General features: G+C 67.1%; 13 protein-coding genes and 1 pseudogene. 9 read left to right on the top strand and 5 right to left on the bottom strand.

The genetic code is table 11. From position 1 onward, the window contains the following. The first annotated feature begins 396 nt into the window (after nt 1–396). Nucleotides 397–1,053, top strand: a complete 657-nt coding sequence (locus OO52_RS04325; protein ID WP_030641130.1) for an NAD(P)H-binding protein — start codon at nt 397–399, stop codon at nt 1,051–1,053. Between the two features lie 138 nt (nt 1,054–1,191). Here the strand turns inward: OO52_RS04325 and OO52_RS04320 are convergent, their stop codons facing one another. The 4 genes from OO52_RS04320 to OO52_RS04305 form a co-directional block, all read right to left on the bottom strand. Further along, entirely contained in the window at nt 1,192–1,404 is a 213-nt protein-coding gene (locus OO52_RS04320; protein WP_030641127.1) for a hypothetical protein, read from the bottom strand. Between the two features lie 68 nt (nt 1,405–1,472). Further along, complete coding sequence (locus tag OO52_RS04315) at nt 1,473–1,697, bottom strand: hypothetical protein (RefSeq protein ID WP_030641125.1); 225 nt, start codon at nt 1,695–1,697, stop codon at nt 1,473–1,475. A 44-nt stretch (nt 1,698–1,741) separates the two neighbouring features. After that, complete coding sequence (locus tag OO52_RS04310) at nt 1,742–2,098, bottom strand: DUF6233 domain-containing protein (protein WP_030641123.1); 357 nt, start codon at nt 2,096–2,098, stop codon at nt 1,742–1,744. 291 nt (nt 2,099–2,389) lie between these two features. Further along, nucleotides 2,390–3,283 carry a YDG/SRA domain-containing protein gene (locus OO52_RS04305; RefSeq protein WP_030641121.1) on the bottom strand — a complete coding sequence of 298 codons (894 nt, stop codon included), beginning with the start codon at nt 3,281–3,283 and terminating at the stop codon, nt 2,390–2,392. 695 nt (nt 3,284–3,978) lie between these two features. On the opposite strand from OO52_RS04305, the gene OO52_RS46850 reads away from it, so the two are divergent. Beyond that, nucleotides 3,979–5,958, top strand: a complete 1,980-nt coding sequence (locus OO52_RS46850) for an AAA family ATPase (RefSeq protein WP_078876785.1) — start codon at nt 3,979–3,981, stop codon at nt 5,956–5,958. A 512-nt stretch (nt 5,959–6,470) separates the two neighbouring features. Continuing rightward, nucleotides 6,471–7,640, top strand: coding sequence for an HNH endonuclease (locus tag OO52_RS04300; RefSeq protein ID WP_234339475.1), 1,170 nt, complete (start codon nt 6,471–6,473; stop codon nt 7,638–7,640). A 776-nt stretch (nt 7,641–8,416) separates the two neighbouring features. Here OO52_RS04300 and OO52_RS04295 read toward each other — a convergent pair. Then, nucleotides 8,417–9,190, bottom strand: a complete 774-nt coding sequence (locus OO52_RS04295) for a GntR family transcriptional regulator (protein WP_030641120.1) — start codon at nt 9,188–9,190, stop codon at nt 8,417–8,419. A gap of 289 nt (nt 9,191–9,479) precedes the next feature. Here OO52_RS04295 and OO52_RS04290 point away from each other — a divergent pair, with 289 nt between their 5' ends. From OO52_RS04290 to OO52_RS04265, 6 genes and pseudogenes are all read left to right on the top strand, one after another. After that, entirely contained in the window at nt 9,480–9,674 is a 195-nt protein-coding gene (locus tag OO52_RS04290; RefSeq protein WP_037670652.1) for a DUF6284 family protein, read from the top strand. After that, nucleotides 9,671–10,123 (top strand): Pycsar system effector family protein, encoded by a 453-nt coding sequence (locus OO52_RS04285; RefSeq protein ID WP_030641119.1) that lies wholly within the window; start codon nt 9,671–9,673, stop codon nt 10,121–10,123. Before OO52_RS04290 ends, OO52_RS04285 begins: the two co-directional genes overlap by 4 nt. Then, a pseudogene (locus OO52_RS54510) lies at nt 10,120–10,758 on the top strand (hypothetical protein); the annotation flags it as partial. The gene OO52_RS04285 and the pseudogene OO52_RS54510, both read left to right, overlap by 4 nt. Before the next feature lie 458 nt (nt 10,759–11,216). Then, nucleotides 11,217–11,558, top strand: a complete 342-nt coding sequence (locus tag OO52_RS04275; RefSeq protein WP_030641118.1) for an RRQRL motif-containing zinc-binding protein — start codon at nt 11,217–11,219, stop codon at nt 11,556–11,558. 1 nt (nt 11,559) lies between these two features. Beyond that, a complete protein-coding gene (locus tag OO52_RS04270) occupies nt 11,560–11,877 on the top strand; it encodes a hypothetical protein (RefSeq protein WP_030641117.1) in 318 nt (105 codons plus the stop codon). 132 nt (nt 11,878–12,009) lie between these two features. Next, nucleotides 12,010–14,148: an FtsK/SpoIIIE domain-containing protein gene (locus OO52_RS04265; protein ID WP_030641116.1), complete on the top strand. Its 2,139-nt coding sequence runs from the start codon at nt 12,010–12,012 to the stop codon at nt 14,146–14,148. Nucleotides 14,149–14,353: the final 205 nt, after the last annotated feature.

Below are 14,353 nucleotides of genomic sequence, written 5' to 3'. Positions count from 1 at the left end.
GTGGCAGTGGGCACTTCGGCGGCACGGAGTACTTCGGGGCGGCGGGGCGTGAAGTTGTGAGGTGGTGTCGGCGGGTGCGCGCTTGGGGCGCGAACCGGGACGCGTGCGCGCCGTGGAGCGGGGCCGGGAGGGGGCGTGATCGTTCCGCGTCCGCACCAAATGCGCCAGCGCGCCTGATCGTTTGCTGTGCGCCGAGCGGGCGTCGGGGAGAGCGGTGTCCACCGCACGGGCGGCCTTCTTCGGGCGCCGGCATCCGTCCGCGCTTACACGCCGAGCGCGCACTTGTGAGCATCCGGGCATGACCGGGCGCCGGGGCGCGAGCGCGTCTACGGGGCGCTTCGGCACGGCGGTTGACTCGTGCGGCGGATGCGGCTCTCCGGGCGTACGGTCGGTCTCATGCGCATTGTCATCGCTGGTGGTCATGGTCAGATCGCGCTGCGGCTGGAGCGCCTGCTCTCCGCGCGCGGGGACGAGGTGGCGGGCATCATCCGCAAAGCCGAGCAGGGCGACGATCTGCGCGCGGCCGGTGCCGAGCCGGTCCTGCTCGACCTGGAGTCCGCCTCGGTGGAGGAGGTCGCGGCGCACCTGCAGGGCGCGGGCGCGGCGGTGTTCGCGGCCGGCGCGGGCCCGGGCAGCGGCGCGGCCCGCAAGGACACGGTGGACAGGGGCGCGGCGGTGCTGTTCGCGGACGCGGCCCTACGCGCGCGCGTGCGCCGCTTCGTGGTGGTGTCCTCAATGGGCGCCGACCCCGCGCACCAAGGGGACGACGTCTTTGACGTGTACCTGCGTGCCAAAGGTGAGGCCGACGCCTACTTCACCCGGCAGGAGGCGCTGGACTGGACGATCCTGCGCCCGGGTGCGCTGACGGACGACGCGGGCACCGGCCTGGTCCGGCTGGAGGCGCACACGGGGCGCGGCTCGATCCCCCGGGACGACGTGGCGACCGTCCTCGCGGAGCTGGTGGACACGCCGGCGACGGCCGGTCTCACGCTGGAGCTGATCAGCGGTTCGACGCCGGTGTCGGTCGCGGTGAAGTCGGTGGCCGGGAACTGAGCCGGGACGCCGGCCGTTGACCGGTCAAGCGGCCTCGCCTCCCTCGCCCTCCTGCTCGCCCTCCCCGCCATCCCTCCTCGCGCGCCTTGCTGACGAGCCGTAGGAAGTCCCGCCCGCCCGCTGTCGGCCCGTCAGGACTCAGAACAGCGGCAGCTGCCCCGGGAAGTCGGGCACGGCGTAACCGTCCAAGGAAGGCTGCACCGCGCCGAGTTGCGCCGGTTGTCGCGACCCGGCGCAGGAGACGAGTTCCCCGTTCTCCCGCGCCCCGGGCGGGTCGTGCCGTGCGAAGCGGCCCGCGACGACGGCGATGTCGCGGTGGCACACGGGACAGGTTCTGCGTCGGGAGGACATGCCGCCAGTGTGCCCGAGCGGGTGGTCCACGCACCCCTCCCGGGCGACGACGGCGGCGCGATCATCGATCAGGTCCGGGTCTCCGCCTCCCACCGGTCGGGGCCCACTCCCCGCCAGTCGATCAGCGGCGAGTCGGCCACCTCCTCGGGTTCGATCTCCAGCCCCGCCCGGCGCAGGAACTCCACCAGGTCCCGCACGTTGTGCGCGAGGCCGAGGATCTCGCCGTCCACCCGCACCCGGCGACCGCCGGTCGGGGACGGCAGGTGCACGATGATGGGACGTTTCCCGGCCATGGCTCCAGCATCATCCGGACCGGCCGGGCCCGCACCCGGGCCGGTCATTCGAGAATCCCCAGCGCGGTGTCCGGTCGGCACAGCGGGCACGCGGGGACTCCTTCCTCGGTGAGGGCCCGTACCGCCTGCTCCCGGCCGACGCCCTTGGCCCGTCCGCCGGCGCCCGTACAGCCGCCGACGTGGACGTACACCGTGCTCCGGCCGTTGAGACCGCGCTCGATGGCCCACTCCGCGGCGGCGGCCTGCCGGGCGTCGAGACGGCGCTGCCGTTCGGTCTCCCGGCGTTCCTCGTCGGCGATCCACCGGTCCATCAGGGCGAGCTGCCTGGCGGCCTGGTGTTCGACGACGCGGCGGGCGAAGCGCAGCATGTCGAGACGCGTCAGCGGACGGTCCTCGTTCACACGTTCGATTCTAGTGAGGTACGGGGCCGCAGCGCGACCAGTGGTGCCCCTGCCCCGACGGCGGCGCCCCGAGACAACGACAAGAGCCCCGTGATCTGCTCTCGCAGATCACGGGGCTCTGTCCCATGTGGCGGCGCCAGGATTCGAACCTGGGAAGGCTGAGCCGGCAGATTTACAGCGGGCTCAGTTCATGCCCTGCAGCCTGCCACTTCCCTCTACCGCCTCGGCGCCGGGGGACACCTGGGGGAACAGGCGCAGATCCGACCCGTCGTGATCGGGTTTGGTCGCGGCCTACTGACGCCAGCGTTCCCGGTGGTGGCGGACGCAGTCCAGGTCGATCAAGTGCCGAGGGTCGGTTCGCAACGTGCCGGCAGGCTGGCCGCCGCGGATCACCGTCAGGTCGTCTTCGATGACGATGGCGCCGGCGTCGAGCATCACGTGGCAGTTCGGGCACAGGCAGAGGACGTTGCCGGTCGTGTCCGGGCCGTTGTGAGGAGCCCCGAGGGCTCGGATGTGAGCCCCTTCACTGTAGCTACCGCCGGGGACCTCGATGCGCAGGTCGCAGATCTGGCACCGATTGTCGTGCCACTCCTTGACCTGCCGCTTCACGGCGCTGCTCCGAACGATGCGCTGCACGGTCGAGGTGACGCGTTCGGGGGTCTCGTTCCCCGTGACGGCGGCCTCCCCCTCTCCAGGCGCACTCGGGAGCTCCGCCTGCTGCGTCGTCTGGGGCGTGGGCGTGTCGTCATAGGCTTCGAGGCGGAACTGCCAGATCAGGAAGCCATCGATGCCGAGCTTGCTGCCGTAGTTGGTGACCCGGTACAGACCGTCGTACCGGTACCCGGCCGCAGGGGCGTAGGGGGTGCCAGCCTGGTAGCCACGCAGGACGCGGACAGGCAGTCCTTCGAGGTAGCTAGTCACGAGCGCTGCGTTGCCGGAGTCGTCCAAAGTCTGATCGGTCACCTGGTTGCCGGCACCGTCCTGACCACCGTGGCCGGTGTAAACGATGACGTCTCCGTAGTCCTCATCGTCCTTGTAGCCGCCGGACACGACGATGGACTCTGCGCCAGTCTTCTTCGTCCCGCAGATGCCCGCCTGCAAGGGCCTGTGGACACCCGCCTCGTGCGCCTGCCGGCGCGTGCTGAACTCCTGGCCCGCTTCAACGTTGGGTACGTCACCGATCATGGCCACAGCCTGACACGCGACACTGACACTGCCGCAGCGGTTTTCAAGACCGGCCACCGATCAGAGGCGATGCGGCCCATGACCTGGCCGTCCTCCAGCAGTCAGAGGCTGGCCGGCAGGTTCTTGGCCAGAGGATGGCCGCACGCCATGCCGCTGCGAGATCGGGCCGCATCTTTATCAGGTCAATCATGCAGCGTCTTCAGGTCGGTGCTCCCGCTCTGCGCCGCGGTCCGCAGTCCGCTGCCATCCCTGGCTGACCGCTGCCGTTCGTTGCTGTTGGTGTCAGGCGTTGTGTCAGCTGCAACCAATGACCTTGACAAATGCCAGTTCTCCGGGTGTAGCCATAACACGTCCAGTGTGGCAAATCATCTGCGGGGGCCCAGGCCAGAGCGGGGTGGGGGTCATCACCCATGGGCATCGACTGTCAGCGTCGGACGGCCCAGGGACGGCCCAGAGGGCTTGCCCAACCGTCAGCTCACCTGCTTGGCGAAGAGGGCTGACCGGGAGCGAAAGCAGCTGGTCAATAGCCCATCTTGCCGGCACGGTCCTCTGGTTCTGGTGCCGTGGTGAGCTGCCACGTTCCCCAGCTACGTCGCCCGTCCATCCGCGCCAGCTGGACCGTCGACAGACAGTCGGCACAAACTATTTCGGCAAAACGGGCTGCAGGACCCCACTGCGAGTGCCAGCATTCTCCCATGGAGCTGCGTCGCGTCACACTTGAAAACTATCGAGCCTTCCAGAAAGCCGATTGGATACTTCCCACAAGCGGCCTGATCCTCGTATCAGGTACGAACAATAGCGGAAAGTCTTCCCTTCTGTCGGCACTGGATGTCATAGCCGGAACCATTGGATATGAACATGGAGTCGGATATCAAAATGCCGGCTCATTCTCCGCCCCACGCGTGACGGCCACCTTCCGACTGTCTGAAGCAACACGCTCTGACATCCTCAGCAGAATTCGCGGAATTCCGAGCGAGCTCCTTACGGCCGAGGAGATCTTTCAAGAGATCCAGATAGTGTTCGGAATTAGAGCAGGTGAAGGATTCTCCATCTTCGAGATCAAAGCAAGTTGGCCCTCATCCGATCTAGTATGTGTTGCGCGAATCACTTCAGATAAACGCCATGGATACAGTTTTCAGGCAGTCGCACCAGACCAGTCAGGTGCAACTGGAGGCGGCGTCACCCTTTCGGAGCGCTGGGCTTCGAGTAGTTACAGTCCTATGGAGTCGCTGCGGTCGCAGATGCAGGAACTTGTTCCCATTTGGGAGGAGCTAGACCTCTGGCGCTCTAATTTCTATCACTTCAAGGCCCTCCGAGGCGGTTCCCCTCGTTCAGCCAGCCTCGCAAGCGAGCCGCGCCTAGACCCAACGGGCAGCAATCTTCCGGCCGTACTTCTCGATTTGCAAACAAACCGCTTCCAGCTCATGGAGGAGCTCCGTGAGTTGATTTCCCAGATGGTTCCCGATGTTGGGAGGCTGGAAACACCCACGGTAAGTAATACGCTCGAAGTGGCGTTCTCTGATCCTTTTAATCATGGATTCCGGCACAACCTGACGGAGCTAGGAACAGGGGTAGAACAACTTCTGCTCACCCTTGTCGTGGGGCTAACACAGGAACCTCCATCGGTACTCGTAGTGGAGGAACCTGAGACGAATCTGCACCCAGCAGCGCAACGTGCATTGCTCGGCCTATTTAACTCGTGGGCCTCCGACAGGCTAATCATCGCCGCTACACACAGCCCCGTGATGCTCGACTGGACACCCGGAGGTAACCAGCTTTGGCAAGTAACCCGGACTGAAGGTGCCTCACAGCTATCGACGGTTGATGAAGCTCCGCTGGAGCTCCTGCGCTCCTTGGGGGTCCGCCTCTCAGACGTGTTGTCCGCTGATCGGATTCTCGTCGTAGAGGGGCCATCAGATGTAGATATCCTGACCGCCTGGTTTCCGGAGGTGATAAGGAATCCACGGGTATCAGTAATTTCGGGAGGCGGTGGCGATAACGCTAGGCTTGCCGATCTGTTTGCCAGTTGGCTAGCAGAGACTGATCGAATCGGGGCGCGTCGAGTCCTTTATTTGCGCGACCGGGACGAGCTTGCACCGGCAATCATGGATAGACTGTCCCGATCTGAAAGTGTTTACATTCTTGACTGTCGGGAAATTGAAAACTATTTGCTTCAACCACAAGGAATTACCTCCGTTCTGTCGCGTCACTCACCCGTCAAGGAAGTAACCGCCGATACCGTAAGACAAGCGATCCGTCGTAGCACCGAAAAGCTACGTCCAGCCATGGTGATCAATCGAGTTGCGCGGCGAATTGGGAATATTCGCCTCATGGATCACAAGACGCGCGGCGAACTGGCCAGTCGTGGCGTGAGCGAGGACGAGTTCTGGAATTTCATCGAGTCCCGATTGCCCAATCCCGCAACCATGCGGGCAACCGTAAAGGAATATTGGGATATCGCCGAGCAGGAAGTAGGAGAAATGTCAGCAGCACAACTGATTCGATGGGCTCCTGGAGAGGAGATACTCGATGAGATTTACCTTCACTTCCTTGGGCGGCACTTCAAAAAGCGGAGAGATGGGGTGGAATTGGCTTCCGCGATTGGCGGACCTCCTGAGGAATTGGTTGACGTGTTGCATAATTTCATGTCAGACCTGAGAGGCGGAGAAAGCTAACGTGTCACTTACCGTCATAGGTCGGCAGAGCGGCTTTGGGCTGGAGCTGCTTGGGGGGGGGAGTGATCATGGCCCCGTAAGCTGATGGTGAGTCGGGCAGTCTGTGAACCTGCCCGTAACTCACGACGTTGGGGCCGTGATCTTCCAGGCTCCCCAAAAGTGGCTGCATAAAGCCGCGGAGCCGACCGCCCCAGCCACAGAGGGTGTCTTCCACTTCATGCCCGCAGCCGCCGGGCGCGACCAGCCGGGGCGGAGACACGGTGCGGGCTCTTGACCCCGTGAGGAGGTTGCAACCCAGTCACCGACCCACCGCCGGCTGACAGCCTGGCAGCTGGACGGCGCGCCTGGCACGGCGTGTCTTGGCAGAGCTGCGGAGCCCTGCCGATGGATGCCGCAGTTGGCGTGCGGGTGGGGGGCTCTCGGTCGCAAATCGTAGGCCTCGTGTCAGTGGTGCCCCCTACGCTGGCGTCATGGTTAGGGGTGGAATCAATCGTGACGCCGTACTCCAGGCGATGAAGGAGTGCGACAGAGTAGGCCGCGAGGCCTTCCTATCTGATAACGGCTTTGATCAGCCGCGTCAGTTCTACGTTCAACACCAGGGCCGGCTGTATGACGCTAAGGCGATCGCCAACGTGGCCTACCGCCATCAGCACGGCAGCCTTCCTGAGCCTCGAATCAGCGGCGGTAAGGCGCATAGCAACAGAATCCTTGACAAGCTGGACTTTTCCATCATTGACGCCACTCCCGAAACGATCGAGGGGGAGCGAGCTTGGCGTCACGCTGTTTGGGCGCACCTCCGGGCCACAAACACGGATCTGAATAGAGTTGCTCCCAGGGCGCTCCGAGAGTTCGGCGCGTACGGAGGTGGCCAGGGCATCTGGGTGGACGTGGCGAGAACTGGCGCCATTCACGCGGGTGGCGTGGCGGTCGGTGTCCTGCACACCGGAGCTCACTACCCGGACGACCTCACTGAAGACGGCGCGCTCTACCGGTACCCAAAAACCGAGAGGGGTACAGGCCGTGATACGGCGGAGATCGACGCCATGAAGGCGGCTGCGAACCTGAGGCTCCCTATCTTTGTGCTGGCGAAGCCCACGCCTCGCTCAAAATGGCGCATCGTTCGGTTCGCATGGGTTGAGGGGTGGGACGACCAGAGCAGCACCTTCCTGCTGTCGTACGAGGAGGAACCGCCCTCGCAGATCCTCCGCGAGGATCACTCAGACGAGGAACCATTTGGTCTGACAGGTAACGGAAGCCGACAAGAGCGGCGAAACGTCCGCGTTAGGCCCGGGCAGTCACGCTTCAAGCTGCGCGTCTTCCAGCGTTACGCTCCTCGCTGCCCGCTCTCCGGCGTCAGCGTCCCAGAGATGCTGGAGGCAGCTCATTTGTGTCCTGTTGCGGAGGACGGCACGAATGATCCTCGTAACGGCATCCCTCTCAACGCCGCGCTCCACCGTGCCTTCGATGCCTACCTATTTGCCTTTGATCCGGAGACGCTCGATGTAGTCACCCGACCGGGTGGCCCAACGCTTGAGCAAATGGGCATCACGACTCCGCATCTCCGTGGCCTCGCTCGCCCCCCGCACCCCGATGCTCTGCGCTGGCGCTATGAAGAGTGGGTGAAGGAGACCGGTAGCGGTACCAGTTGGCCGGCTGCGGCGCCCTCTTCCGAAGGCACGTGATTCGTAGCCGGGTAGCCATGAAGGCCAGATACAGCCACCGCCCGCCGCAGCAACTAGCTTCGGCGGGCGTTCAGCGGGTGGCACCTCCGGACCCTTCACGCAGCAAGGCCGCGATGGCGTCTTCCGACCAGCGGTCCGATGCACCAGGGCAAGCAGCGACGTAAGAGGCGACCGCATCGGCATCCCAAGCGCCAGCCGTCAGAAGCCCGTGGGCCAGGAAGCGGATGTACGCAGCCGACGGGGCCACCCATCGCACGTCGTTGACCCCCCAAGGGGCGGTGAAAGTGAGAACGGGGAGCCCATCCAATTGGCCGGCGCACACGAGTGTTTCGTACCGTCCGTCTCCCAAGACTGCACGCCCCTCTGTGAGAACGGTGGATAGATCGATTTCTGCTCCAGGCTCCCGGTACATCTCCTGCGCTGCGATGTCTGAGAACTGACCAACCGACACAAGATGGGCTCTGGCCAGCACGCGACCTCGCGCTCCCGGGTCGTAGAAGGCTCGTCCACCACCCCAAACAGGGGACTCCGTAGCGAAGTACATCGCGCCCGTCAGTTCCACAGGGACAGACCGGGACGGCATTGTCGGATTCCGGCACCCGGGGTACTCCCTGTTTGCCCCCGGTGGCCGTCCTCCCTTGATGTACGCAGCCAGACGATCCAGGTGCATGTTGGAACCGTAGGACGTGTACCAGACCTTCTCAGGGTGCCGATCGTTCGGAAATGTCGGATCGATTCTCTTCAGCACTGTCACGCCGGAGGCCTCCTGGGCGACGTCATTCGGCTGCAACGTCGTATGCGATGACATGGCGGTCCCCCGGGAGAATCGTGATCATCACCCGTAGTGGACGGTCGTTCTTGTCGTAGCCGGTGCGCATGTGGACGGCTACAGGCGTTGCAGAGGGCAGGGACAGCTTCTCGATCTCTGCGCGGGTAGGCATTCGCACGGTGATCTCATCCCGATAGCGTGCCTGCACGAGACCGACACTCGCCAAGACGCCACCGGGAGCTGACACATCCTCAGGAAGCATCAGGGGTGTGCCCCGAACTAGTTCCTCGGGGAAGTACGAGTCAGCGAGGGCATAGGGGTCTTGGTCCACTATGCGAATGCGCTCTCGTACAACGGTGAGTGCAGTTTCAGGGTCCAGCTGCAAGCGTGCCGCCACGTCCGCGGGCGGGCGCCGGATCGATACTCGGACCTCCTGCCGAGGTTGACGGCCACTTTCGGCCACAATGCTGGCCCACTGGTCGCCCTGCTGGTCGGACTGATGCCTGGAGCGGGACTCCAGGACAGACCAGTCCCATACGGCCGGCTTGAGGCTACGACGCACGAAGCTTCCGCGCCCCTGACCAGCGATGATGAGGCCTTCCTCGGTCAAGCGCCGTAGTGCCAATCGGACAGTGTTCCGACTCGCGTCATATCGATCCACCAACTCGAACTCGGTGGGGAGTTGGGCACCTGGTTCGAGTTCGCCCCGCTCGATCTGTCCTCGCAGGTCATCAGCGATCCGGTGGTACCTCGGGCGTTGCTCCCTCACGGTTCCTCCCATCATTTGGCTGACTTGTGCCAACAACATACGCCCTTCGCCTTGACGTTCCCAACAACCCTGGGAAGACTCTGAGTTGTTGGTACAACACCACCAACGCTAATGAGTCGCTCCTTACTCCTGACGGGCTGTCACAGTCTGTCTTGGGTGGGACACAGCTCACGGACGCTTTGACCTGCAAGAAGCGCCACAAAGGGCCCCGATAGGGGTCATGAGGCCCCGTCTCGGCGGGGGCGAGGGACCCGGGGCCCTTGGCACTCCCGGAGGGCTTAGACCGAAAGGTCACGTCTCCATACGCCTGAAACGGGAGCCCGTGTTCCCGAAGGAGGACGTCGACCTGCTGGACGCGCAGATCATCACCCTGGACCGCACGCCGAGCGAGCTGGACGAACGCCGCATCCGCCGGGCCCGCCGCCGGGTGCTGACTGAGCGGGCCGCGCTGGCGAACCGCGCGGCCACGGCGAGCCTGCCCGGGGGTGCCGCATGAACCGCCCCACCACCGGCCGGGACCTGGTGGCCGCTCACGCCGAGGTGAAGGCGGAGATCGCGCGAACGGACGGCAAGACCAGCCTTCTGCTGGCGTTCGTCGGCGCGGTCCTCGCCGGGGCCTGGACCGTCGGTCACGACCTCACGCTGGCCTGGCCCGCCCGCATCGCCGGCGGCGTCGGTATGGCGGTGCTGCTCGCGGCGGCCGGTCTGCTGCTGCGCTCGGTCCGCCCGAACCTGAGCGGCCGGCACGGCTTCCCGCTATGGGCCACGCTCACCGCGCAGGAGATCGCCGACACCGTCTCGCGGGACCTGGCCACCGACATCGCCGGCCTGTCCCGCCTGGCGGTCGCCAAGTTCACCTGCCTGCGCCGCGCCGTCGACCTCACCCTGGCGGGCGGCGCCCTGCTCGTGCTCGCGGTCCTGCTGGCGATCGGGGGCGCGGCGTGAAGGCCAAGACCGTACTTCCGGCCGTCGCGATGACGGCCGTCTCGATGGTTCTCACGCTGGCCGTGGTCATGATGTGGCTCGGTGTCGCGATGCCGTGGCCGGTGGCCCTGGTGGTCGGTCTCGGTATCGACGGCGGATGGCTGGCCACCCTCGCCTACGAGCGGCGCCTTGCTGCGCAGGGCGACCACAGCCGGACCGTGACGGCGGTTGGCTGGTTCTTCGGGGCGATCGCGACCGGTGTCCTGGTCACCCATGCTCTGACCGCCGACCATGCGGTGGGCGCGTGGTTGGCCGTGGCGTGGTTGCCGATCGCCGCGAAGGCTCTGTGGCTGGTCCACGGACTGTGGGAGCGGACCGCGCTCACCCCGACCGCGCTCGATCAGATTCAGTCGATCCAGCAGGAAGCGCGGGACGAAGCGGCCGTGGCCCGTGCTCGCCTGCGGGCCGGCGCGGTGACCGAGGAGACCCGACTCACGGCCGTGACCACGGCCGGTGCCCGCGTCGCCCGCGTCCAGGCAAAGACCGCCGGCCACCTCGCCGGCGCGTGGTCGGAGCTGGAAGGGGCCCGGCAGGGTAACGGCACCGGGCAGGCCCTCGCCAGTGTCGCCACCGGGTGGGAGCTGCCCGCCTGGAACACGACACCGACTGCCGCCGCGAATGCGGAGGAATCGACTGGGAACGGCCGAGAACGGTCTATGGCTGACCAGCCGGAATCGACCCCGGCCACGGTCACCCTGACCCGGCTTGTGGTGCCCGATCCTGTGCCGGTCGATCTAGGCAAGCAGGCCACACCGAGCAAGCCGATCCCGGCGGTCGTTCCGGTCGTCCGGCCGGTGCCGATCGAGGCGCCCCCCGCCCGCACCACTCCGGCGGAATCGCCCCGCCCGCGTCGGGTGACCGGCCGGGTTCCGGCTGCTGCGAAGTCGCCCCGTACCCGCAGGACACCTGAGGAGCTGTTGGTTCAGGCGCGGAAGGCGACGGCCGGACTGGACGCCGGGCAGATCACCGCCGAGGGCATCCGCCGGGAACTGCGGACCTCGCCGGCCAACGCCCGCAAGCTGCGTGACGCCCTGCTCGCCGAGCGCGCCGCGTGATGGGTGCCCTGCCCGTCTACCGGTGGCGGCTCGCACCGGACGGCTACGCCACCCGCCGTCAGCTCCGCGCACGCGGGCTGCGGCCGGGTGGTCAGGAGGTGGCGGCGCAGCTCGAACGGCCGCGCCGCCGCCGGGGCCCGCTCATCGCCTACCTGTACCGCGTCGACCTCGCCAATCCGGTCCGCCCGATGACGCCGGCGCGGTGGGCGGCGCTGGCCAAGGCCAACCGTGCCCGCCGCACCTGCCCGAACTGCCGACAGGACGCCGGCTACGTCATCCCCACCTCGCTCGGCACCTGCGTGCCCTGCGCTTCCCCTTCGACCTCGCCGAGGAGTGCCTGACATGGGCAAGCCCGACACCCGCCGCCTGGACAAGGAAATCCAGCGCAACGAACGCAAGCTCGCAGCGGTGCAGAACCGGGAGCTGTGGCCGCTGGACGGTCGCGAGCGCCGCGCCGTGCTGGGCGCGGCCGTCTCCGGTGCGCGCAGCCTGCACCGGGGCAACGGCACCGCCCGTGCGGACCAGCGGATGGACACCGCCTGGCACAGCGCCGAGACCCGGCTGCTCACGGAGATCGCCGCGCTGAAGGCCGAGCGGCAGCGCATCGTCACCGAGGCCGCCACCGCCAAGGCCGCCAAGAAGTCGTCCGGCTGGTGGTGACCGCGCGCACCCTCCGCGCCGGCGCCTGATCGACCTTCACCGCTCGGGGTGGCCGCACCGCGCCACGACCCCGGCCACCCCGAGCGTTCCTCAACTTCCGCCCCCCGATCGGGGCAGTCAGGAGAGCACCGCATGAACGGCAACGTCGTCCACCTCTACAAGGACCCCGACCCCGACTCCCCCGCCGCCGGTGAGGGGTCGACCGTCACCATCGTCACCGACACCCCCACCGCGCCGGCTGCGCCGGTCCTGCCGCTGTGGGTGCGCTCCGGGCGGGCCGTCCGGACAGCCGTCACCCATGAGCAGACCCGAACGGCCGCCCGCGCGGTGGCCCGGCACTCCCTGTACGTGGCCGGCGGTGCCCGGATCGTGGTCCGCCGCGCGTGGGACGGCCGGACCGCCGCCCGCTACGAGCGGATGCTCCGTGCGGCGGAAGCCGCGGGGAACATGGAGGCGGCTGCCGAGTGGGAGGAACGCGGGCAGCGCTTCCGCGAGGCACGTCACCGCCGCCGCATGGACCTGCTGCACTCCCCGCTGGACGCGGCCAAGGGCGCCGCCGTGAGCGCCGGCATGGGCATCGGCGGCCTGGTCCTGCTCGGGATCGCGATGGCGGTGGCCACGAAGGACCCCGCCGACGTCGTCACGCCACTGATGGCCGTGGTCAAGTTCATCAACCTGATGATCACGATCGTGCGGGTGGTGTGGGGGCCGGCCCTGACGATCGGCCCGTTCCTGGCCCTGCTCGCCCTGTGGTCGGTCGGCGCCCACCAGAAGGCCGCACCGCAGTGGGCCCTGCCCGCCAGCGCGCGCAGCGGTGAGGGTGAGCCCATCACTCCGTCGATCGTGGTCAAGGCGCTGCGTGACCTGGGTATCCCGGCCCTGCGCAAGGCCATCACGGAGATGGGCGACGCCGGCGCGTCGATGCTGTCGCCGATCGTGATCGCCGGATGCGGTGTGGAAGTCGACGTGACCCTGCCATCCGGGGTGTCCACCAACGAGGTGCAGGGCAAGCGGCGCAAGCTCGCGGAGAACCTGTCCCGCCACGAGCACGAAGTGTTCATCACCATCCCGCAAGCCGCCCGCACCGTGCGGCTGTGGGTCGCGGACTCCGGCGCGCTGGACGAGCCGATCGGCCCGTCTCCGCTGGTCACCGACGAGACCCTGACCGCCGACTACAAGAAGGGCCGCGCCCCGTGGGGACAGGACCTGCGCGGGGACGCCGCGAGCTTGAGCCTGTACCAGCGGCACCTGCTCATCACCGGCCTGTCCAACCAGGGCAAGACCGCCTCCCTGCGCTCCCTCGCCCTGTGGGCGGCTCTGGACCGCACGGTGGAGTTTCGGATCGCCGACCTCAAGGGCGTGGGCGACTGGGCCATGTTCGACGGACTCGCCACGGTGCTCATCCAGGGCCCGGCGGATGAGCAGGTCATCCAGGCCACCGAGATGGTGGAGGGCCTGGTGGAGGAGATGAACCGTCGCATCGAGGCCCGCCGGACCGATCCGAACGCGGTGTTCCCGCCGCTGCTGGGCATCGTGGACGAAGCCCAGGTGGCGTTCATGTGCCCGGTCAAGGACGAGGACGGCCGGCCCTACGGCGGCAGCAAGGCCACGTCCCGGTACTTCATGGCCGTCCGTAAGGTCCACAACCAGGGCCGGGCCGTGGACGTGCTGATGTGGGAGGGCACCCAGGACCCCACCGACCAAAACCTGCCCAAGCTGGTCCGCGAGGGCGCCCACACCCGCGCGTCCCTCGCTCTGGGCACCGAGTCCCAGGCCCGGATGGCGCTGGGTGACAAGGCCGTGGACGGCGGCGCCGCCCCGCACCTGCTGCGCCAGGGCCTGGACAAGGGAACCCTCGTGGTCGCCTCCGACGGCATCGAGATCCCGGCCGGGCAGGCGTCCATCACCGTGCGCACCCACTACATCGGCGACGACGACGCCCACGCCATCGCCGAGCGGGCCAAGGCCCTGCGCGACGGCGTCACCACCCTGCACACCATCGAGCGTGACGACGCCGAGCGGGACCCGCTCGCGGACATCGCCTCCGTCATCGGTGACGCCGAACGGGTGTTCACGCAGGACATCGTCAAGCGGCTGTCCGTGCTCAACGCGGACGCCTACGGCGGCTGGACGTTCACCGATCTGAAGCGCGTGCTGGAGGCCGCCGGGGTGGAGCCGTACAAGTCGCACGGCCGCATGGTCGTCCGCCGCGACGACGTCACCCGCGCCCTCGCCGACCGCGACGACGAGGGTTCCGCTTCCGCCGCCTGACAACGGGGAGCCACCCCGCGACTGTCCGGGGAGGCGGGGAGAACTCCCCAACCGCCTCCCCGACCCTCATCCCACGCGCTGATCAGCGAAAACATCTTTTCGGGGAGGCGGGGAGGCGCCCAGGTCAGCACCCCTGAAACCCCCTCCACAGCCACCCCTACAGGGGGTGCGTCTGCCTCCCCGAGCGAGCACCGGAAGGGATTCC

The organism is Streptomyces flaveolus, assembly GCF_000716535.1.
Lineage (GTDB): Bacteria > Actinomycetota > Actinomycetes > Streptomycetales > Streptomycetaceae > Streptomyces > Streptomyces flaveolus_A.
Note: the sequence above shows the minus strand (reverse complement) of the source record. Positions and strands in the feature narration are given on the sequence as shown.

What these genes read in the sequence shown, in the direction of transcription:
- OO52_RS46850 (WP_078876785.1), top strand. Translation starts at nt 3,979, where the DNA reads ATGGAGCTGCGTCGCGTCACACTTGAAAACTATCGAGCCTTCCAGAAA.
- OO52_RS04305 (WP_030641121.1), bottom strand. Translation starts at nt 3,283, where the DNA reads ATGATCGGTGACGTACCCAACGTTGAAGCGGGCCAGGAGTTCAGCACG.
- OO52_RS04315 (WP_030641125.1), bottom strand. Translation starts at nt 1,697, where the DNA reads ATGGCCGGGAAACGTCCCATCATCGTGCACCTGCCGTCCCCGACCGGC.
- OO52_RS04275 (WP_030641118.1), top strand. Translation starts at nt 11,217, where the DNA reads ATGGGTGCCCTGCCCGTCTACCGGTGGCGGCTCGCACCGGACGGCTAC.
- OO52_RS04285 (WP_030641119.1), top strand. Translation starts at nt 9,671, where the DNA reads ATGAACCGCCCCACCACCGGCCGGGACCTGGTGGCCGCTCACGCCGAG.
- OO52_RS04265 (WP_030641116.1), top strand. Translation starts at nt 12,010, where the DNA reads ATGAACGGCAACGTCGTCCACCTCTACAAGGACCCCGACCCCGACTCC.
- OO52_RS04320 (WP_030641127.1), bottom strand. Translation starts at nt 1,404, where the DNA reads ATGTCCTCCCGACGCAGAACCTGTCCCGTGTGCCACCGCGACATCGCC.
- OO52_RS04295 (WP_030641120.1), bottom strand. Translation starts at nt 9,190, where the DNA reads ATGGGAGGAACCGTGAGGGAGCAACGCCCGAGGTACCACCGGATCGCT.
- OO52_RS04270 (WP_030641117.1), top strand. Translation starts at nt 11,560, where the DNA reads ATGGGCAAGCCCGACACCCGCCGCCTGGACAAGGAAATCCAGCGCAAC.
- OO52_RS04300 (WP_234339475.1), top strand. Translation starts at nt 6,471, where the DNA reads ATGAAGGAGTGCGACAGAGTAGGCCGCGAGGCCTTCCTATCTGATAAC.
- OO52_RS04325 (WP_030641130.1), top strand. Translation starts at nt 397, where the DNA reads ATGCGCATTGTCATCGCTGGTGGTCATGGTCAGATCGCGCTGCGGCTG.